Annotated in this window: 16 protein-coding genes, 1 other RNA gene and 1 other annotated feature; of the genes, 2 read left to right on the top strand and 15 right to left on the bottom strand. The window is 49.7% G+C overall.

What is annotated here, in order from left to right; genetic code table 11:
* Positions 1-9: 9 nt before the first annotated feature.
* From FGB90_RS06690 to FGB90_RS06720, 7 genes are all read right to left on the bottom strand, one after another.
* Positions 10-480: a PRC-barrel domain-containing protein gene (locus tag FGB90_RS06690; RefSeq protein WP_138809735.1), complete on the bottom strand. Its 471-nt coding sequence runs from the start codon at positions 478-480 to the stop codon at positions 10-12.
* Positions 481-505: 25 nt separating this feature from the next.
* On the bottom strand, positions 506-2,812 hold the full coding sequence (recD2, locus tag FGB90_RS06695; RefSeq protein WP_138809736.1) for an SF1B family DNA helicase RecD2: 2,307 nt from the start codon (positions 2,810-2,812) through the stop codon (positions 506-508).
* Positions 2,813-2,844: 32 nt separating this feature from the next.
* Complete coding sequence (locus FGB90_RS06700) at positions 2,845-3,507, bottom strand: tetratricopeptide repeat protein (protein WP_138809738.1); 663 nt, start codon at positions 3,505-3,507, stop codon at positions 2,845-2,847.
* 406 nt (positions 3,508-3,913) lie between these two features.
* The gene (gene mnmA / locus FGB90_RS06705; RefSeq protein ID WP_138810084.1) at positions 3,914-5,002 is read right to left on the bottom strand and encodes a tRNA 2-thiouridine(34) synthase MnmA; all 1,089 of its coding nucleotides are present in this window, start codon (positions 5,000-5,002) and stop codon (positions 3,914-3,916) included.
* Positions 5,003-5,023: 21 nt separating this feature from the next.
* Entirely contained in the window at positions 5,024-6,166 is a 1,143-nt protein-coding gene (locus FGB90_RS06710) for a cysteine desulfurase family protein (RefSeq protein WP_138809740.1), read from the bottom strand.
* 115 nt (positions 6,167-6,281) lie between these two features.
* Positions 6,282-6,701, bottom strand: a complete 420-nt coding sequence (gene cymR / locus FGB90_RS06715) for a cysteine metabolism transcriptional regulator CymR (protein ID WP_138809742.1) — start codon at positions 6,699-6,701, stop codon at positions 6,282-6,284.
* Entirely contained in the window at positions 6,685-7,332 is a 648-nt protein-coding gene (locus FGB90_RS06720; protein ID WP_138809744.1) for a YczE/YyaS/YitT family protein, read from the bottom strand. Before FGB90_RS06720 ends, cymR begins: the two co-directional genes overlap by 17 nt.
* A 230-nt stretch (positions 7,333-7,562) precedes the next feature.
* On the opposite strand from FGB90_RS06720, the gene FGB90_RS06725 reads away from it, so the two are divergent.
* Together FGB90_RS06725 and FGB90_RS20095 are read left to right on the top strand one after the other, a co-directional pair.
* Positions 7,563-8,891, top strand: coding sequence for an AAA family ATPase (locus FGB90_RS06725; RefSeq protein WP_138809745.1), 1,329 nt, complete (start codon positions 7,563-7,565; stop codon positions 8,889-8,891).
* Positions 8,892-9,225: 334 nt separating this feature from the next.
* Positions 9,226-9,987 (top strand): RsfA family transcriptional regulator, encoded by a 762-nt coding sequence (locus FGB90_RS20095; protein ID WP_138809747.1) that lies wholly within the window; start codon positions 9,226-9,228, stop codon positions 9,985-9,987.
* Between the two features lie 513 nt (positions 9,988-10,500).
* On the opposite strand, the gene ssrS is transcribed toward FGB90_RS20095, so the two are convergent.
* The 8 genes from ssrS to recJ all read right to left on the bottom strand — a co-directional run bounded on the left by ssrS (position 10,501) and on the right by recJ (position 20,702).
* Positions 10,501-10,690, bottom strand: a non-coding RNA gene (ssrS, locus tag FGB90_RS06735) — 6S RNA.
* A gap of 175 nt (positions 10,691-10,865) precedes the next feature.
* Positions 10,866-12,653 carry an aspartate--tRNA ligase gene (gene aspS / locus FGB90_RS06740; protein WP_138809750.1) on the bottom strand — a complete coding sequence of 596 codons (1,788 nt, stop codon included), beginning with the start codon at positions 12,651-12,653 and terminating at the stop codon, positions 10,866-10,868.
* A 3-nt stretch (positions 12,654-12,656) separates the two neighbouring features.
* Entirely contained in the window at positions 12,657-13,931 is a 1,275-nt protein-coding gene (hisS, locus tag FGB90_RS06745; RefSeq protein ID WP_138809752.1) for a histidine--tRNA ligase, read from the bottom strand.
* 152 nt (positions 13,932-14,083) lie between these two features.
* Positions 14,084-14,346 (bottom strand) — a binding site (T-box leader).
* Between the two features lie 67 nt (positions 14,347-14,413).
* Complete coding sequence (locus tag FGB90_RS19630; protein ID WP_171051727.1) at positions 14,414-14,590, bottom strand: hypothetical protein; 177 nt, start codon at positions 14,588-14,590, stop codon at positions 14,414-14,416.
* A gap of 98 nt (positions 14,591-14,688) precedes the next feature.
* Positions 14,689-15,132 carry a D-aminoacyl-tRNA deacylase gene (dtd, locus tag FGB90_RS06750; RefSeq protein ID WP_138809754.1) on the bottom strand — a complete coding sequence of 148 codons (444 nt, stop codon included), beginning with the start codon at positions 15,130-15,132 and terminating at the stop codon, positions 14,689-14,691.
* A 103-nt stretch (positions 15,133-15,235) separates the two neighbouring features.
* Complete coding sequence (locus tag FGB90_RS06755; RefSeq protein WP_138809756.1) at positions 15,236-17,416, bottom strand: RelA/SpoT family protein; 2,181 nt, start codon at positions 17,414-17,416, stop codon at positions 15,236-15,238.
* A 314-nt stretch (positions 17,417-17,730) separates the two neighbouring features.
* The gene (locus tag FGB90_RS06760) at positions 17,731-18,243 is read right to left on the bottom strand and encodes an adenine phosphoribosyltransferase (protein ID WP_138809758.1); all 513 of its coding nucleotides are present in this window, start codon (positions 18,241-18,243) and stop codon (positions 17,731-17,733) included.
* A 113-nt stretch (positions 18,244-18,356) separates the two neighbouring features.
* Positions 18,357-20,702, bottom strand: coding sequence for a single-stranded-DNA-specific exonuclease RecJ (gene recJ, locus FGB90_RS06765; RefSeq protein WP_138809760.1), 2,346 nt, complete (start codon positions 20,700-20,702; stop codon positions 18,357-18,359).
* Between the last annotated feature and the right edge of the window lie 24 nt (positions 20,703-20,726).

The following is a 20,726-nucleotide window of genomic DNA, read 5'->3' on the forward strand; positions in this document are numbered from 1 at the left end:
ACAAAATTGTCAGGTCCGCAGCACCAGACGGTCTTTTTCGGTCCTTAGAGGAGCAGATGTTTTTACTACATGCCGCCCTTCAAAAAGGTCTGAAAAGAACCCCCTGGTCACTTCATACCCTACAATCGTGCCCGATTCATCGAGAAAATATACATCCTCCAGCAGTCCTGCGACGCTGCCGTCTCCGGCTGTAAGGAACATGCCGAATAAATGCCTGCCGCCGTCGTGGAAGCGGTGGTACCCCTCACTGGGTACTAATGTCAGGTCCCCCTCTTTTTTTACAAAAAAGCCTGACATATCGCCCCGTTCAATAGCTGAGAGAGCTAAAAACGTACGGCGGCTCCACCAGTGGCGGCCCGTTACCCGATAACCTGCGACTGCCCCGTCACGGTTTACAAAGATATCCGTTACCTGTCCGATACAGCGGCCGTTCTCAAGGGAAAAGACGGATGTTCCCTTGACCTTTTGAAATGTCCGCAAAGGGCATCACACCTTTCGAACACTCTTAGTCTTTGGCAGCACCCGTCTTCTCATGCTGGTTAGTGGCTTCCATAAATGCCTCTTTAAGTTTTTTTCGGAGCGTTGTGTTCCTTACAAGATCGTCGTCCCGGCCCACAGCAAGCTCGACAGCACCCCAGTCCCCGCAAAGGAGCAGAAAATCCTTGGCCCGCGTAACCCCGGTATAAATCAGGTTTTTACGGAGCATTCGTGCATAATTGCGGATCACAGGCATGACCACGATCGGAAATTCACTTCCCTGGGATTTATGAATCGAGCAGCAGTATGCGTGAGTAATCTGGTTCAGATCGCTTTTCGAGTACGCCACCTCAATACCGTCAAATGAGATTACAATCATCGTTTCATTCTGCTCTGTTTCCTTTGGCAGAAATATGGCTACGATTTCACCGCGGTCCCCGTTATAAACGTTCTCCTCCGGGTTATTAACCAGCTGAAGAACCATGTCGCCGTGCCGGTAAACGACATCTCCAAAAGCCACTTCCCGCTTCTGTTCTTTTGGAGGGTTAAAAAGCTCCTGGAGCATCTGATTGAGCGCTGTTACCCCTGCATCTCCCCGGTACATGGGAGCAAGCACCTGGATATCGCGGGCGGAATACCCCCGGGCCACCGCTTTTTCACAGATCTGCCTGACCGCATCCGGCACCTGCGGCGGTCCACACGGGATAAAACGCAGATCATTCCCGGCTGAACTTTCTGCGGAAATCCTGTTCCCGTCTTTTATGTCATGGGAAAACGTAATAATGCTCGACCCTTCCGCCTGCCTGAAGATCGCGGTCAGCTGGACAGAAGGGACAATTTGCGCCTTCAGAATATCGCTCAGTACCTGACCCGGTCCGACTGACGGCAACTGATCCTCATCACCTACAAAGAGCACCTGCATTTCATCGGGAACGGCCCGGAGGAGCTGATTGCACAGCCATGTATCCACCATCGACATTTCATCGAGAATGATCAGGTTTCCTTCCAGCTGCTGATGATCGCCGTATTCCAGGTCGTCCTGATTTCCTTTGTATCCGAGAAGACGGTGAATCGTGGATGCAGGCAGACCGGTGGATTCACTCATCCGTTTGGCCGCACGTCCGGTCGGTGCAGCGAGAATTACAGGAAACTGATCATCCTTTTTATAGTCATCCGGATTCACCGAAAGACCTTTTAACCTGCCGTAAACTTCCACCAGTCCGTTAATCACTGTCGTTTTTCCGGTTCCAGGCCCTCCGGTAAGGACCGTTACGCCGGACGTAAGTGCGGTCCGGATCGCTTCTTTCTGGGAATCAGCATACTCAATCCCAAGTGACTCCTCTGTTTTCCCAAGAGCCTTCAGAAATTCGGACTCCGGAAATTCCTCCACTGATTTTCCTCTGGTGATGAGACGGTGAAGGTTGGTGACAATTCCTTTCTCGGCAAAGTAGAGCGTATTCAGGTACATCCTGTCTTCTTCAACTTTGACTTTGTCCTCCTCGCCCATTTCAATAATCTGCCGGGCAATGTCGTCTTCACTCACACGCTCCGTTCCGCTTAAAAGACGCTGTGCCTCAAGGAGGACATCCCTTGTCGGTGTGTACACGTGACCGTTATTCATGGACTGTTCAGTCAGAACATAAAAGATGGCAGCCTTAATCCGGTCCGGGTGGTTGCCCGTAAGCCCCTGCTTCTGACCGATGGCATCCGCTTTGGCAAAGCCGATTCCTTCCACGTCCTCAATCATCTGATAAGGGTTTTCCTCGATGATTCGCATGGCGTCGAGCTTGTAGGCCTGGAACACTTTCATGGCAAGCTGAAGGCCGAAACCGTAATCGTAAAGGGTAAGAAGCACCTGTTCGACACCCTGTTCCTCTACAAGCACCTTATATATCTGATCAGCCTTATCCTGCTTCAGACCGTTCACCCGTTCAAGAATTCCCTTATCGGCAAGAATAGCACTCAGGGCATTTTCACCCAGTTCATCCACAATTTTTTCAGCTGTCTTCTGACCCACTCCCGGGAATCGTTCGCTTGAAAGGTAATGGACGATCCCGTGCTTTGTCTGAGGAACTTCTTTTCTCACCTGTTCGGCTTTAAACTGCCGGCCAAACCGTGGATGATCCTTCATCTCACCGTGGTAGAGGTATGTAACATCGTGTTCAGGCTTTGGCAGAACGCCGACAACCGTCAATTCCCGCTCCGAAAGATCAAGGCTTGTTTCAATCACCTTGACCTTCGCAACGGTATAAAGACTTTCTTCATTATGATAAATAAGATGAAGGAGTTCCCCTTTTACATGATTGGTCTGAAATGTCTCCTCTGTTCCGATCATGGCAATCCGCCTGCTTTCTCGTCCGACTTTCCTTACTGCTGTCTGAGCTGTTCTTCAATCTGGCGCTTACCGTTCTGACTCAGAACGTGATCGGGCTGGATTTGAATTGCCTTATCGAACATCTCCACCGCTTTCTCTCCTTCTTCCTTGTAGGCGTAGGCCACACCAAGGTTAAAGTAACTGTCTGCATGCTTCGGATCGAGTTTAATTACATCCTCAAAAGCTTCCATAGCCTGATCAACCAGTTCAAGCTGCGCAAGGGTCAAAGCATAGTAAAACAGTGCATCCACGTCCTGGGGGTTCAGTTCCGCAGACCGCTGAAGGCTTGGCAGTGCCCGGGACATATCCCCTTTCTGGTAGTGACTGAATCCGAGCATGTAATAGACGTCTGCCTGCTTAAGTCCGTAAGAAAGGGCAGTCTGATAGGCATCTATGGCATTGTCGAAATCGTCACGGTTAAAAAAGATATTTCCTTTTCCGTAGTGGGCAGCAGCGGTTTCCCCTTCAAGTGTTATCGCTTTGTCAAAAAATCGGATCGCCTTGTCGTCTTCTTTTACTGCCGCGAGCAGGTTTCCGAAGTTTGTGTAGGCTACAGGATCATCCGGGTTTTCTTCTATGGCTTCGTTTAACAGTTTCGCTGCCGCTTCAAGATCCCCTTCCTGCATTTCTTTAACAGCCTGCTGGTTTTTATCCATTGTGATGCACTCTCCCTGAAAAAATATATCTTCGTACTTGAAGTACGTGTTAAGTAAAGTAATGCGAGGCTGGGACAGAAGTATTTTTACAGACGCAAATCCGAACAATTAATATGCGATGCTGAAAATCGCTCCTGAAATATACGCCGCTTTCCGCGGGAAGCGGCTGAGCCTCCGCGTGCTTCGCTACTTAAGGGGTCTCACCTGCGCTTTTCTTCCCGCAGGAGTCGGCGAATATTTCATCCGCTTGTCAGCTTTTTGTTCGGATTCTAATCTAAATACTTTCTTTGTGTCCCAGCCTCTGTGTTGTTTTTTTGTAATCTTTAAAGTTCCGCTTTATGCCTTACGCTCGCTTTCCACGGCGATGCCGGCAAGTCCCGCGTTGAGTCTCCCCTGAAAAGCGGACTTATTTAATGACTTCTTCAATCGTACCGCCGCCAAGACATACATCGCCGTCATAAAAGACAACTGCCTGGCCAGGCGTAATTGCCCGCTGCGGCTCATCGAACATGACCCGGGCTTCACCGTTGCCGTCAAGCTCAACTGTGACAGGCTGGTCCTCCTGACGGTAACGGAACTTCGCCGTGCACGTAAACCGGTTTTCTTTAGGAACGTCAATCCAGTTCAGTCCCACTGCAGTGAGACCATTCGAATAAAGCTCCGGATGATCATAGCCCTGTCCTACGAGCAGAACGTTTCGGTCAAGGTCTTTGCCCACTACAAACCACGGCTCCCCTGCTCCGCCAATGCCGAGTCCCTGGCGCTGACCAAGAGTGTAGTACATGAGACCATCGTGACGTCCCTTCACTTCACCATCCGTTGTTTCCATGTTACCGGGCTGGGCCGGGAGAAATTCACTGAGGAATTCCTTGAAATTGCGCTCACCGATAAAGCAGATCCCGGTGGAATCTTTTTTCTTTGCTGTGGCAAGACCGGCTTCAAGGGCAATTTCGCGCACACGCGGTTTTTCAATTTCCCCAAGAGGGAACATGACGTGCTGAAGCTGCTCCTGGGTGAGGGCGTTGAGGAAATACGTCTGATCCTTGTTATAGTCGACTCCCCGAAGCATTTTTACGCCGTCTTCATCACGCTCTACCCGGGCGTAATGGCCGGTAGCCAGATAATCCGCCCCGAGTGAAAGCGCGTGATCCAGAAACGCTCTGAACTTGATTTCCTTGTTGCACATCACGTCCGGGTTCGGCGTCCGGCCGGCTTTATATTCCTCAAGGAAATACGTAAATACTTTGTCCCAGTACTGCTTTTCAAAATTTACGGCGTAATACGGGATCTCAAGCTGATTGCATACGCGGATCACGTCTTCATAATCGGTAGTGGCTGTACATACGCCGCTTTCATCCGTGTCATCCCAGTTTTTCATAAAGATTCCGATTACATCATAACCCTGCTGTTTGAGCAGATAGGCTGCTACTGAAGAATCGACGCCTCCGGACATTCCGACAATAACACGGGTGTCTTCCGGTGCTTTTTTATTCATACTCACAATTTCCACCTCCTGTCAGTCCGTGAGTCGTGTAACGATTTTGGCTGTCTTTTCGGCCGCAGTGCGGATATCCTCTTCTGTAAGGCCGTCTCCAAAACTGAAGCGGATCGCTGACCGGCTCCGTTCCGGTTGTTCCGGGAACATGGCACTCAGCACATGGGACGGCTCTATGGAGCCGGCTGTGCAGGCGGATCCGCTTGAAGCCGCGATACCTGATATATCAAGATTTGTAAGCATTAACTCTACGTTTGCTCCGGGAAAACTGACATTCAGTATGTGTGGCAGATAATACATGGAACTGCCGTTCACCTGAAAATCGAGCCCCTCTTCATCAAACACCTGAATCATCGCCGTACGGAAACTGTCATACAGCGCCAGACGTTCCTCCCGTTTTTCAATGGCAAGCTCAACTGCTTTTTTCAGACCGGCTGCACCGGCCACATTTTCGGTACCCGCCCGGCGTTTCCGTTCCTGTTCCCCGCCGTAAAGACCTGGACTTACCGTAAGACCGCTCTTAAGGTAAAGAAATCCGGTGCCTTTGGGCCCGTTGATTTTGTGGGCGGAGACGCTCAGCATATCCACATTAAGCTTTTTTACATCTATTTCTGCCAGACCGAAAGCCTGCACGGCATCGGTATGAAAAACAGCCTGATGATCGGTCAGGATTGCCCCGATTTCCTCCACCGGCTGAACGGTTCCCACTTCATTGTTGCCGTACATAATGGATATGAGGATCGTATCCTCGCGCAGAGCATCTCTCACCTGATCTTCGGATACCCTGCCTGACTCGTCCACCTGAAGATAAGTCACCTCAAACCCCAGCGTTTCCAGATGTTCAAATGCGTGCAGAATCCCATGGTGCTCCACCTGTGTGGTTATTACGTGTCTGCCTTTTTCACGGTTTGCCATTGAATAACCGATGACGGCCAGGTTGTCCGATTCCGTCCCGCCGCTTGTGAAAATAATCTCATCAAAGCCGGCGTTCACTGCCCCGGCAATCGTATCCCTGGCCTCATCAAGGCCCCGTCTTGCTTCCCGGCCGAAATGATGGATGCTCGAAGGATTGCCGAATACCCCCTCATAAAAAGGACGCATCGCTTCCACCACTTCGGCTGCCACAGGGGAAGTGGCTGCGTGATCCAGATAAATCCGTTTCATTATTGTTCACCTCTTCAGTAAAAAACGTCCTCAGACAGTATTTTGTCCGGACAGAACAAAAGTGAGTGCGTGTTGATCCTCCCCGCCTCACTTGCTGGTGTCCGCCATGCGTTTATCAGATGTAAAACATGTAATATTCCTGATCACCCTGATCCTCGTAGTTTGCAAGATCCTCGAGTGTGGTACTGTCCAGTACATCCTTAACGGCATCCCGGATTTTTATCCAGAGATCCCGCTTGGCCGGTTCTTCATCATCCACAACTTCCACAGGACTGATCGGCCCTTCCAGCACCCGGATAATGTCACCTGCCGTTATGTCCTTAGGTTCCTTTGACAGCATATATCCGCCGTACGCTCCCCTGACACTTTTGACGAGCTGTGCATTTCTAAGCGGTGCTATGAGCTGTTCAAGGTAGTGTTCGGACAGTTTGTGATCCTTTGCAATAGATTTAAGCGAAACCGGGCCTTCCCCGAATTTCCTGGCAAGTGCCATCATAATTGTAAGGCCGTATCTTCCTTTAGTTGATATTTTCAACGCTGATCCCTCTTTCCATTCTTCGGTCCATCCAGCTCTGGCAGAGTGGGAGACATTTCCCGGTCACATGACCGATCGTCAGGCTGAACACAATGGTCCCCAAAAATACCGGCCCACCCAGCATCCATCCTCCTGCAAGAACTGTAAGCTCCATCAGCCCTCTAACGCGCGATACACCCATGCCTGTTCTTTCCGAAACGGCAATCATGAAGCTGTCTCTGGGCCCTGCCCCGCATCGGGGTGAAATATAGATACCAATACCGAGTCCCATCAGGAGTATTCCTCCTGCAAGGAAAGCAGTCTGTAAAGCGAGTACAGCCGGTGTACTGATTAAGAGCAGGTGAATATCCACAAATAATCCGACCAGAACCATATTCAGGTAGGCACCGGCCCTTGGCCATTCCTTTGTCATCATCGTTGCCGTAATAAGCATAAAAAATCCCATGATAACCGTCCAGGTTCCGATTGTAAGTCCAAACTGCATCGTCAGCCCGATATGAAGTACATCCCAGGGGGAGGCACCGAGATCGGCACGGATGATGAGGGCTACACCAAGGCTCATCACAACGAGACCAAATATATAAACTGCCCATCTGAAAAAGAACTGCTCTCTGGGGTAAAAAGTTGTCACGGGCAGTCTCCTCTGCTTATGATTGTTTTTTTATATTTTCTGTGCACGTTCGTGCATTCTTCCATTATTATAGCACAGAATGTTCAGCACATCTCATTCGTGATATGATCATGATGTTCTCTATTTATACATGTCAGCCACTAGCATTTTAACGGGGAAGCAGCCAATTTGCAACGGGTGCGCTTTTCCTTTTTATCCCATATATCCCTGTATTAAGGAGGAACTTTACAGTGGACTTATTTGATTATCCTAAAGATGATCGCCCGAAAGGCCCTCTTGCCTCCCGAATGAGGCCACGGACGATCGATGAAGTAGCCGGACAGGAAGACATTATCGGCAAAGGTACACTTCTCAGGAGAGCGATAGAAGCTGACCGGCTGAGTGCCATGATCTTTCACGGCCCTCCCGGTACCGGGAAAACAACGCTTGCCAAAGTAATTGCCAATACGACGTCCGCACGTTTCGAACAGCTCAACGCAGTGAGTGCCGGTATTAAGGATGTCCGTGAAATCGTCGAACGTGCCAGGCAGAGACTGAAATACGACTCGGAGAAAACCATTCTCTTTATTGATGAGATTCACCGTTTCAACAAAGGACAGCAGGACGCTCTTTTACCCTTCGTGGAAGACGGCACGGTAATCCTCATCGGTGCCACTACGGAAAACCCCATGTTTGAAGTAAATCCGGCCCTGATTTCCCGTTCAAGACTGTTCCGCCTGTCCTCCCTCGATGATAAACAGGTAGGCAGCGTCATCGACCGGGCCCTTACAGATAAGGAAAGAGGTTTCGGCGAGTATGACATCGATCTGAAGAAAGATGCCCGTAACCATCTTATCCATGTGGCAGCCGGTGATGCACGTACAGTCCTGAACGCACTGGAACTTGCCGTACTTACAACTGACCCGGATGAGAACGGCCGGATCGTCATTGACCTTCCCGCAGCCGAGGCATCCATTCAGAAACGGGTGGTCCATTACGACAAACAGGGGGACAACCATTACGATACGGTTTCTGCATTTATAAAAAGTATCCGCGGTTCCGATCCCGATGCAGCCCTGTACTGGCTGGCTAAAATGATCTATGCAGGTGAAGATGCAAAATTTATTGCCCGCAGACTATATGTTCATGCGGCTGAGGATGTGGGACTGGCAGACCCGAACGCCCTGCTTATTGCACAGGCAGCAGCGAATGCTGTGGAATTTGTCGGTCTCCCAGAGGCACGGATCCCTCTTGCGGAAGCGACCCTCTACCTCGCCACCGCACCAAAGAGTAACGCTGTTATTACAGGTATAGATGCTGCCCTTGCCGCCGTCGAAAAAGAAAAGAAAGGTGATGTACCTGTCCACCTGAGGGACGCACACTACAAAGGTGCAGCGAAACTGGGGCATGGGGAAGGTTACAAATACCCCCATAATTACGAAAACCATTATGTACCCCAGCAGTATCTACCGGACCATCTGCTGAAAAAATCTTTTTACTCCCCGTCTGATAATGGCTACGAAAAAACGGTCCGGAAACGTCTTGATTACTTTGAAGACCGTAAAAGTAAAGGTAAATAGGCCAGCCCGCCGGTAAACCGCCCCGTCGGTCTCAAGCTCCTGCTTTCCCGAAGACGTCCCGCTATTATGATGAGTACTGTAATCATAACTGAACCATTATAAGGCTCCCGTTATCAAAAAAGTGATAATGGGAGCCTTATTCGGTTACAGAACACTTTACCGCCACAGCTTTTTTAATGGTACGCATATGAAATTTATTTTAAATCCCGCAAACTAGTTAACAGTCTCATCCCGCTGCTGAAGCTAGTATTTTTCCGGAAGTCTGGTATATTTCACCGTCTTTGTGTCCATGTTAGGAATACGTTACCATTCTTAACAGAGAAAGGATTGTGCAATGATGAAAGTAAGACAAGATGCATGGTCACAGGAAGATGATCTCCTCCTGGCAGAAACGGTACTCAGACATATCAGGGAAGGAAGCACCCAGCTCAACGCGTTCGACGAAGTCGGTGATGCTCTGAACAGAACCTCGGCAGCATGCGGGTTCCGCTGGAATGCTGTCGTTCGGAATAAATACGATGATGCAATCAAACTAGCAAAGAAACATCGCAAGGAACGCAAGCGCCGTCAGGCAAACGAAGCCCGCCCTTCCGCTTCAGGAAACCGGATTGCCTCCCCTCCGCCATCTCCGGATTATCATCAGGAACCTGTTTTTGAAGCAGAGACTTCAAGTGAACTGCAGTCGACAGGACAGGAAACTGGAACTGTGGTTCAGACAGAAGCTTCAGAGGAAATGGCCGTGGCTCCCGTAATGACTTCGCAGCTTCCACGCAAACGGGAACTGAACCTGACAGACGTCATCGACTTCCTGGAACGTCTGGCCCAGAATAATTACATGTCTGCTACTGCCAAAGTGGAAAATGACCGTCTGGTCAGGGAAAATGACAGACTTAACCGTAAAGTAGCTGAACTTGAGGAGAAACTGAAGGAACTTGAGCAGGAACATAAAGTAGTAGAAGAAGACTATCAGTCGATCATCCAGATTATGAACCGCGCACGACGTATGGCTCTTCTCGAAGAAGAAGACAGCGAAGACCGCGCTGCACCGGCGTTTAAAATGGACAAAAACGGAAACCTGGAGAAGATTGCCAAATAGGAATAAGCACGCTGCCGTTGTTCGGTGGTGTGCTTTTTTGTGTGCGTTCTGATAGGACTTGCGGGTTTTCATATGATAACTCTTTTACCAGCAGCGCGTTTTAATACGATTCGCCGCTTTTCACATCATATCTCCTCCACCAGCAGCGCGTTTTAATACGATTCGCCGCGTTTCACATCATATCTCCTCCACCAGCAGCGCGTTTTAATACGATTCGCCGCTTTTCACATCATATCTCCTCCACCAGCGGCGCGTTTTAATACGATTCGCCGCTTTTCACATCATATCTCCTCCACCAGCGGCGCGTTTTAATACGATTCGCCGCTTTTCACATCACATCTCCTCCACCAGCGGCGCGTTTTAATACGATTCGCCGCTTTTCACATCACATCTCCTCCACCAGCGCCGCGTTTTAATACGACTCATAGAGCTCCCACCCCACCCACCATCAATGCAGCTTAACAGCAAAAAAGCTGTCTCAGTTAAAGAGACAGCTTAAAATTAAGTATGGATAAGGATCCCGGTAGTGCCGTTGCTTAATCCTCTTGCTTTGAACCTGCGCTGGCAGGTGGGTGCCCGGTCTTTCTCTTCACACTTCCTCCGGTTGCAGTTGAGGCCTGTACTCCAAGTAAGAACTTCAGGGGCTCCCAATGTTGATGTGTTGGCTCAAGCAGTAGAGTGTTCACGAGCAATCTAGGACCCTTATGATCAAACCTCCGAAATAAGAGACTTAATCTTTGTCTTAGTATATGTGTACCCCATAATTTCATGAATAAACCTGAAAAATTAAATTTTTTATCAATTAATTACGCAGATCTCCCCTGAATATAAAACGGCCGGGAAGCAGTTTCCTTCCCGGCCGCTGTTTTATCGGCTGATTACTCTTCTTCGCTTTTCTTTTTCGGCATGATGCTCAGGTTCAGTTCCTCAAGCTGAGCACCGCTCACTTCGGACGGTGCTTTTGTCAGAAGACAGCTTGCACTTGCTGTTTTCGGGAAGGCAATTGTTTCCCGGAGGTTGGTGCGGCCGGCGAGGATCATGACAAGGCGGTCAAGGCCCAGTGCGATTCCGCCGTGGGGCGGTGTGCCGTATTCAAATGCATCCAGCAGAAACCCGAACTGGCTTTTCGCCTCTTCATCCGAGAAGCCAAGAGCTGTGAACATTTTCTCCTGCAGTTCACGCTCAAAAATACGCTGGGAACCGCCTCCGAGCTCATAACCGTTCAGTACGAGGTCATAGGCTTCAGCCCGGACATTTTCCGGTTCGCTCGTGAGCTTCTCCTCGTCTTCGGCTACCGGTCGTGTAAACGGATGGTGTTCCGCCACATAACGGTCTTCTTCCTCATCGTATCCCAGAAGCGGGAATTCCGTTACCCAGAGGAAGTTGTATCGGGAGTGGTCAATCAGCTCATGGTCGCGGGCAAACTTCTGACGCAGAGCACCGAGGCTGTCCCACGCAACGCGGATTTTATCGGCTACGAAAAACAGGACGTCCCCTGCTTCCGCGCCAAACGCATCGATAACTGCTTTCTTTTCAGCGTCACCAAAGAATTTCGCAATCGGCCCTTTCAGGTCGCCGCCTTCTTCCACTTTGAGCCACGCAAGGCCTTTTGCGCCGTATACTTCCACAAACGATCCGAGCCCGTCAAGATCCTTGCGGGAGTACTGATCAGCCACACCTTTGACACAGATTCCTTTTACGACTCCGCCTTTTTGGACGGTGGAGGCGAACACTTTAAATCCGCTGTCTTTTACCACTTCGGACACATCAACCAGTTCCATTCCGTAGCGCGTGTCAGGTTTATCGGAACCATAGCGGTTCATCGCCTCGTCGTAGGTAAGGCGGGCAAAAGGAGTCTCCACTTTAACACCTTTTACTTTTTCAACAAGTCTCACCATCATGTCTTCCATCATCGCAAGCAGGTCTTCTTTTTCCATGAAGCTTGCTTCGATATCCACCTGGGTAAATTCCGGCTGGCGGTCTGCACGGAGATCTTCATCGCGGAAACAGCGGGCTACCTGGTAGTAGCGCTCAAAACCGGATACCATCAGAAGCTGCTTGAACAGCTGCGGTGACTGCGGCAGTGCGTAAAATTCACCATGATGGACTCGGGAGGGCACGAGATAGTCACGGGCACCTTCAGGGGTGCTCTTTGTGAGCATCGGTGTTTCGATTTCCATGAACGCCTCTTCGTCAAGGTAGTCACGGATAAACTTCGTCGTTTTGTGACGCAGGTACATTGTTTCCTGCATTTTCGGACGGCGAAGGTCGAGATAACGGTATTTCAGGCGCACATCCTCCGAAACGTCAACGTTATCCTCAATCACAAACGGAAGTCCTTTCGCAGCGTTAAGAATCTTCACCTCGTCAACCATGACCTCCACTTTCCCTGTAGCGATCTTTTCGTTAACGTTTTCGGCATCACGCTTTAGAACTTCACCCTCAATTTCGATAACGTATTCGTTTCGGACTTTTTCTCCTGCTGCGAAGGCCTGCGGCTCTTTCTCGCCATTGAAGACAATCTGAACGAACCCGGAACGGTCACGAAGATCTACGAAAATGACCTGTCCGAGATCACGTCTTTTTTTGACCCACCCTTTCAGACGGACGCGCTGTCCGATAAGTTCTTCAAGTACTTCGCCGCATTTATGTGTACGTGCTGCCATTGTTTATGCCCCTCTCTCTTCCTTTATTTTCTCAATAGCCTTTTCCTCAGGAATGTTTTCCTGCTCTCCGGTTTCAGTGTTTTTCAGCACGACAGTTCCGTTTTCAAGTTCGTCGTCCCCTATTACAAGAGTGAATGCCGCTTTCTGACGATCCGCAGCCTTGAACTGGCCTTTCATTTTTTTATTCATGTAATCCGCTTCCGCTGCAATACCGGCTGCGCGAAGGCGGTGAAGCAGTGCCGGTGCATGCTGTTTCGCGTTATCACCCATTGTAACAAGATAGGCATCGATGCCCTCTTCCACCGGAAGTTCAATTCCCTGTGTTTCCAGTGCCATAAGAAGACGTTCGAGGCTTAGTGCAAAGCCGATTCCCGGGGTTTCAGGTCCGCCAAGATCTTCCACAAGACCGTTGTAGCGCCCCCCGCCCATGAGGGTAGTGATTGCGCCGAACCCGTCTCCTTCGAGCATAATTTCAAAAGCCGTGCTGTTGTAGTAATCAAGCCCTCTGACCAGCCCGGAATCAACAGTATAGGGAATGTTCATGGATTCAAGGTAACGCTGGACGTTTTTAAAGTAGGCTGACGATTCATCACTGAGATAGTCAAGAATCGAAGGTGCTGTTGCCATCAGCTCATGATCCCGGTCTTTTTTACAGTCAAGAATGCGGAGCGGGTTTGTTTCCAGCCGCTGCTGGCAGTCTCCGCAGAATTCACTGATTCTCGGTTCAAAGTGATTCACAAGCGCCGACCTGTGTGCATTCCGGCTCTCTTTGTCTCCCAGGCTGTTAATGACGAGCTTGAGGCCTTTGAGACCCAGCTCCTGATAAAAGTTCATGGCAAGGGCGATTACTTCTGCATCGATCGCCGGATCGTCGCTCCCCATCGCCTCAACTCCGAACTGAACGAACTGCCGCATCCGGCCTGACTGCGGACGTTCGTAACGGAACATCGGTCCGATGTAATAAAGCTTCACCGGCTGGTCCGCCCACCCGTGCATTTTGTTTTCCGCATAAGAACGGGCAACAGAAGCTGTTCCTTCAGGACGAAGTGTAAGACTTCTTCCGCCCCGGTCTTCGAATGTATACATTTCCTTCTGAACAATATCGGTTGTATCCCCTACACCTCTTGCAAACAGCTCTGTCTGTTCAAACATCGGTGTACGGATTTCCTTGTAATTGTATCTCCGGCAGAGGTCGTGTGCTTTTTCCTCAACAATTCGCCAGAGTGGCGAGGTTGCCGGAAGAATGTCCTGTGTTCCGCGGGGAATTTTATATTTCATACTGGTTCCTCCTTCTCGGGTGCCTTGCACCCTTTGTTATTGGGATCTGCAGAGGCAGGATCTTTTCTGTGATACCTTCAGGTCAGATCGCCGTTATACCGGTTCGATCCTTCCTTTTTAAAACACAAAAAACTCCCGCCCCTGTAAAGATTTACAGGGACGAGAGTCTTTCTCCCGTGGTACCACCCCAGTTGACCGTGCAGGCATAGCCGTGCCTGGTCCGCTCATTGGATAACGCCGTCAACTGGCGGTTTTCTCTAATGGGACCGGGACACCTCCACGGGTGTATGTCCGTTCAAAAAAACACCTACAGAGTGTTCATTCACCAGGGCCTTCGGATGGTGCTTGCAGCCTGCGGCACCTTCTCTCTGGGCTAAAGGGAATCCCGGTTACTGTGCTCTGTCATCGGTTTTATGTATTCCGTTAATAAGGATGAATCTATCATACGAACTGAGTGTGGGGATGTCAAGAAGATGTTGAAACTAATTTCGTCCCATTTTCTTTTTCAGCGTTTTCACATCGTGCAGGGACAAACCGAATTCACTTGCCAGTTCAAAGTTTGTCTGTGTTTCCTCCTGTACTGAAAAACGGTGCAGATCCACGTTCATCAGGTGGTCCGTCCGTCTTGTTTTATCATTTTGCGAGTGTCCGCTTCGCATTACATCAGCCCCTTTTCCGGCAACCTTTCTCATAGGTTACCCAGATCGGGGAAATTTTAGACGGACAGATCTCCTGCAGAATGACAGCAATGCTGAAATTATTCCTTGCTGTCCACGATCAGTGTCACTGGGCCGTCATTCGTAAATTCCACATCCATCATGGCGCCGAAACGGCCGGTTTCCACCTCAAGACCGTTTTCTCTCAGCCGGTCGTTAAACTGCTCGTAAAGTTCGTTTGCCTGTTCGGGTTTTGCGGCGTTCATGAAGTTCGGTCTGCGTCCCTTCCGGCAGTCCCCGTAAAGGGTGAACTGGGATACAGACAGAATCTGTCCCCCTGCATCAAGCACACTGTTATTCATTTTTCTGTTTTCATCTTCGAAAATACGAAGGTGTGCTATTTTGTCCGCACAAAAGCGCACGTCCTCTTCCCCGTCTTCATGTGTGACACCGACGAGGAGCATAAGACCTGCGGATATTTCGCCGGTAACTTCTCCATCTGCAATTACACGGCCGTTTTTGGCCCGCTGTACAACTACTTTCATCGCTGCTTCACCCTTTCTCCTAAATTCAGAACCGGGCACCACAGCGGGCGCCCGGCACTCAAATTTAGTCCATACCATACCGATTTAGTCCATACGGAAAACGTTAATGCATAATCCTGCGGACCGCATAGATGTCCGGGATCTGCTTAACCCGCTCCACAACTTTGTGAAGGTGGGAAATGTTCTGAATCGAAATCGTCATATCTATCGTAGCCATTTTATTCTTATCCGATTTTCCTGAAACAGCGTTGATGTTTGTTTTCGTTTCCGCTACAGCCTGAAGCACTTCGTTCAGGAGACCTCTGCGGTCAAATCCGGAAATTTCAATGTCCACATTATAGTTTTTCGATTTCTGCTGGCCGCCCTCCCATTCAACCGGGAGAAGTCGGGTCTGGGCTTCACTGTTATCTACGTTTGGACAGTCGCTCCTGTGAATACTTACACCGCGCCCCTTGGTAATATAGCCGACGATATCATCGCCCGGCACCGGGTTGCAGCAGCGGCTCAGACGGATAAGGAGGTTATCAATTCCCTTAACTCTGACTCCGACACTGCCTTTTTTCGGTGTACCATAGGTTTTAAGATCCTCAACGGCTTCTGTGATTGTCTGCTGATCGAGCTCGTCTTCCTGCTGCTTCCGAATGTTATCGGTAAGACGGGTGACGATCTGGGCGGCAGTAATGCCGTTATAGCCCACCGCTGCGTACATATCTTCCTCTGACGTAAAGTTGAACTTGTTTGCCACTCGATTAAGGTTCTCCTCGGTGAGCACTTCCTTCTGTTCATAGCCTTTACGGTCGATTTCCCGTTCCACCATTTCGCGGCCTTTTTCCACGTTTTCTTCCCGGCGCTCTTTTTTGAACCACTGGCGGATTTTGTTCTTCGCATGGGAACTCTGGGTGAGCTTGAGCCAGTCCTGACTTGGACCATACGAATGCTTGGACGTAAGAATATCCACAATGTCGCCTGTCTTCAGCTCGTGGTCAAGCGGCACCATTTTCCCATTTATTTTTGCACCGATACAGCGGTTGCCGATCTCTGTATGAATCCGGTAGGCAAAATCAAGCGGCACGGATCCTTTCGGAAGCTCAATCACATCTCCCTTGGGTGTAAATACGAAGACCATATCCGAGAAAAGGTCTATTTTAAGGGATTCCATAAATTCCTGCGCGTCGTTTGTATCGTTCTGCCACTCAATAATTTCTCGGAACCATGACAGTTTCGTCTCAAGGCTTTCACTGTCATCCACTGTTTTCTGCTCTTTGTAGGCCCAGTGGGCTGCCACACCGTACTCTGCAACTTTATGCATATCCTCTGAACGGATCTGCACTTCAAGGGGATCGCCTTTGGGACCGATCACAGTCGTATGAAGTGACTGGTACATATTCGCTTTGGGCATGGCAATATAATCCTTGAAACGCCCAGGCATCGGCTTCCAGTGTGTATGAATGATTCCAAGTACTGCATAACAGTCCTTAATGTTTTTTACAACGATACGCACAGCAAGCAGGTCGTAGATTTCGTTAAACTGCTTGTTCTGAAGCGCCATTTTGCGGTAAATGCTGTAAATATGCTTGGCACGTCCGTGAATTTCCGCTTCCACGTTTACACTCGCCAGCCGTTCCTGAATCCTGGATTTTACTTCATCCACATACGTCTCCCGCTCGGCCCGCTTTTTCTTCATCAGGTTCACAATCCGGTAATACTGCTGGGGATTGAGATAGCGCAGCGACGTGTCCTCGAGCTCCCATTTGATGGTGGAAATACCGAGCCGATGAGCGAGCGGTGCAAAAATTTCCAGTGTCTCGTTTGCGATCCGCCGCTGTTTTTCGGGAGGAAGGTGTTTCAGCGTCCGCATGTTATGAAGGCGGTCTGCAAGTTTGATGAGGATTACCCGGATGTCTTTGGCCATGGCCACAAACATTTTACGGTGGTTTTCCGCCTGCTGTTCTTCCTTGGATTTGTACTTGATTTTCCCCAGTTTCGTGACTCCGTCGACAAGCATGGCGACTTCTTCATCAAATTCGTCTGCAATTTCCTTCAGGGGAACATCCGTATCCTCCACTACATCATGCAGAAACGCAGCGGCGATTGTTTTCGGATCCATTCCCAGTTCAGCCAAAATCCCCGCCACCTGCACCGGGTGGGCAATATAGGGCTCACCGGATTTACGGAACTGCTCTGCATGGGCACGTTCTGCCAGCTCATACGCCCTGCGCAGGTATGCCACGTCCTGCTCACTCAGGTATTCACTTGCGATCTGAAGCACTTGTTCGCTTGTCATGGAATCACCTTACTCCAAAGATTTCGGTTCATTGAGACTCTGTCAGATGAGCTGACACGTGCAGCCAGCCTTTCGCCTGACACAGGCCCATGAAACGAGAATTTTGTCGAATAAACATTGAAAGAAAACCCGGCCATAGCCGAGCCGCTGTGTATGCACACGTTTGCCCCTCCACTCTCTTACGCGGTAATTCTTGAGCAAATGATAAGTTGACATTATCTTAACATAACCTTTAAAGACGTGTCATTTTATTTTTGACCATGGGGGATAAATGAAAGGAGTGCCTTCAGAGCACTCCTTTTTTCCCCGGTCCCTTAATATGAAACCAGGGTATAAACGTCGTAATTTTTCAATTTGTCACGGCCGTCAAGGTAGGTCAGTTCAATCATGAAAGCAATTCCGGCTACGATCCCGCCGAGCTCCTCCACCATTTTAATCGTCGCTTCAATTGTTCCGCCTGTAGCAAGCAGATCATCGGTGATCATGACTTTCTGTCCCGGTTTAATGGCATCTTTGTGGATGTTAAGGCTGTCTTTACCATACTCCAGACCGTAGTCCACTTCCAGCACCTCACGTGGGAGCTTTCCTGCTTTACGTACCGGTACGAAACCGATTCCGAGAGAGTAGGCAATCGGGCATCCTACAACAAAGCCTCGTGCTTCAGGCCCTACAATCACATCGATATCCTTCTCCTTGGCAAAACCGGCCATTTCATCAATGGCTTTTTTGTAGGCTTCACCGTTCTCCATCAGTGTCGTAATATCCTTAAAACGGATTCCCTCTTTTGGAAAATCGGAAACAACCGTAATATAGTCCTTAAAATCCATGTCAGTCTCCTCCTAAATATCACTGCAAATAAGTATGAGTATCCCTGTAACAGTGAAAGCCCCGCTGTACCGGGCATCGGCGTGATGGCCGGAAGCGGGAACATTCTTCTATGCTACTGAACGCTTCCTGCCGGTTCACGGTCAAACAGGGGTGAAAACCACTGTTTCAGAGCCCGGTAGGATGAATAGACGAGCTGGTTTTCCAGTTCGCTCTGTCTGACCCTGCTCTGGTACAGGGCAGATTCCTCCAGGGATTTCCGGGACGGCTGATCCTGAAGCGTCACAAATCCATTGTTTATTGTAACAAAGTTCAGTTCAAAAAACACCTGACTCATAAAATCAACCGTATCTTTTGTCCAGCCTTTATATTTTGCAAGATCCCTGGCCTGTTTTTCAAGGTTAAATGTTTTCCTTTTTGCAAGAAAAGCATAATACCATTTGAAATGCTCCCGAGTAGGAAGCGTTTGGAAAAAGGTATCATCGTCCTGGGTAAATACAGCATAAATTCTTCCCGGCAACGATCCGTGAAAGAGGGTTTCCATCGCTTCTGCCGATGGTGGAATGTCACCGAGAATAACCGAGGCACCTTCGGGAAGCAGGATGTTATCTCTGTCGGAAGTCACATCCACCACTTCCGTTTCTGCATTTTCAAGCACAGCAGGAACAGCGGTTTCCGGACGGAACTTCACGTACACCAGCTTTTCGTTTTCGTTCTGCTCAAGAATTGATGTCCAGTTCACGTACTTGCCGCGGTAATCAAAAAGCTGCCAGTCTTCCACTTTCAGATCGTCAATAATGAGCTGCGGTTTCACATGGCCGTTCCATTCGTTTATGGAAACATCACCGATTACAGCAACGCGGTCCAGCGGGGTAAGCTGCTCGTACAGATCCCCGACCCGAAACCCGATGCCGTCAAGTTTTGCCCCGTCCTGCTCAAAGGTCAGCTTGAGATGATCCTTATTTGAACCGATCTTTTTGTACTGGCCGATACCCGTTTCAGGAATAAGGACTTTCGGTGATGGATGCCCGACTCCAAAAGGAGCAAGCCTTTTGAGATCGTTTATCGCCTGGACGGTGATTTCACTGACTTCGGCAGTCAGATCGATTCTCCGTGTCGGGACGTAATCGTCCTCTGTAAGGACGGCTTCTGCCAGCTGACCGAGCTTTACGCGCAGTTGGTCTATGTTCGTCATTTCCATTGTCAGACCGGCAGCCATCGGGTGCCCCCCAAAGTGAGGAAGCCACTCCCGGCATTCCGAAAGATTCCTGAACATATCAAAGCCTTCAATACTTCTGGCAGACCCTTTTGCAAGGCCGGTCTCCGAATCAAGGCTGAGCACAATGGTCGGACGGTAATACTTTTCAACAAGGCGGGAAGCGACAATTCCGATGACCCCGGCATTCCAGCCCTCCTGTCCCACAATGATGACAGGCCCCGGACCATCCTTTTCGACCTGTGCCACAGCTTCCTTCGTCATATCGTTGACGATTTTCTGCCGTTCTTTATTCAGATCATCCACCTGCCGGGCAATATCATCTCCTTCAGCCGGATCTTCGGTCAGTAAAAGAGCCACGGCAGGCTGGGCGGAATCCAGTCGTCCTGCCGCATTCAGACGGGGGCCGAGCGCAAACCCGACGTGTTCTTCTGTAACTTCGTCCCCGTCCACGCCCGCAAGATCCATGAGTGCGCGGAGCCCCGGGCGCGAAGTACCGGCAATCGCCTGCAGACCCTTCTTGACGAGGTAGCGGTTCTCTCCGGTAAGAGGTACAAGATCTGCTACAGTGCCAAGGGTAAACAGGTCGAGAAACTCCTCTGGAAAACGTTCAAGGAGTGCCTGGGCTGTTTTAAAAGCCACCCCAACTCCAGCAAGATCCTTAAACGGGTACGGGCAGTCTTCCTGTTTATGGTTGATGACGGCATAGGCATCCGGAATCTGTGGCGGCGGCTCATGGTGATCCGTTATCACAAGGTCGATACCGAGCTCTTTTGCCACTTCAGCCTCATGCACAGCGGAAATTCCCGTATCGACGGTGACGATTACGCCGACACCCTCTTCTTTTGCCTGGCGGAAGGCATTTTCATTAGGCCCGTATCCTTCCGTAAACCGGTTCGGCACGTAGTATCCGGCCTGGGCACCGAGCTTCTGGAGTGTCTGGAACATGACACTCGTACTCGTCACTCCATCGGCATCATAGTCGCCGAACACCAGAATTCTTTCTCCGTTTTCGATGGCACGTTTAATCCGTTCGGTTCCTTCCTTCATTCCTTTAAAAAGAAACGGATCATGAAGGATCGATTCATCCATATTTATAAAACGTTTCGCTTCTTCTGTATCAGTAAATCCCCGCTGTACAAGCAGTCTTGCCGCCAGAACCGAAAGACCTGTTTCGGCTGCAATCGATTCGGCAAGCTCCTTGTCTGCGGTTTCTATTTTCCATCTCGTTTTTGATTTCAGCATGAAAAAACACCCCTGACCCGTTTA

Source organism: Alteribacter natronophilus, from assembly GCF_006007885.1.
GTDB classification, from domain to species: Bacteria; Bacillota; Bacilli; order Bacillales; family Salisediminibacteriaceae; genus Alteribacter; species Alteribacter natronophilus.

Bases quoted from the DNA above. Each gene is read 5' to 3' on its own strand.
- recD2 (WP_138809736.1), bottom strand. From the start codon at position 2,812: ATGATCGGAACAGAGGAGACATTTCAGACCAATCATGTAAAAGGGGAA.
- FGB90_RS06700 (WP_138809738.1), bottom strand. From the start codon at position 3,507: ATGGATAAAAACCAGCAGGCTGTTAAAGAAATGCAGGAAGGGGATCTT.
- mnmA (WP_138810084.1), bottom strand. From the start codon at position 5,002: ATGAATAAAAAAGCACCGGAAGACACCCGTGTTATTGTCGGAATGTCC.
- FGB90_RS06710 (WP_138809740.1), bottom strand. From the start codon at position 6,166: ATGAAACGGATTTATCTGGATCACGCAGCCACTTCCCCTGTGGCAGCC.
- FGB90_RS20095 (WP_138809747.1), top strand. From the start codon at position 9,226: ATGATGAAAGTAAGACAAGATGCATGGTCACAGGAAGATGATCTCCTC.
- aspS (WP_138809750.1), bottom strand. From the start codon at position 12,653: ATGGCAGCACGTACACATAAATGCGGCGAAGTACTTGAAGAACTTATC.
- hisS (WP_138809752.1), bottom strand. From the start codon at position 13,931: ATGAAATATAAAATTCCCCGCGGAACACAGGACATTCTTCCGGCAACC.
- FGB90_RS19630 (WP_171051727.1), bottom strand. From the start codon at position 14,590: ATGCGAAGCGGACACTCGCAAAATGATAAAACAAGACGGACGGACCAC.
- dtd (WP_138809754.1), bottom strand. From the start codon at position 15,132: ATGAAAGTAGTTGTACAGCGGGCCAAAAACGGCCGTGTAATTGCAGAT.
- FGB90_RS06755 (WP_138809756.1), bottom strand. From the start codon at position 17,416: ATGACAAGCGAACAAGTGCTTCAGATCGCAAGTGAATACCTGAGTGAG.
- FGB90_RS06760 (WP_138809758.1), bottom strand. From the start codon at position 18,243: ATGGATTTTAAGGACTATATTACGGTTGTTTCCGATTTTCCAAAAGAG.
- recJ (WP_138809760.1), bottom strand. From the start codon at position 20,702: ATGCTGAAATCAAAAACGAGATGGAAAATAGAAACCGCAGACAAGGAG.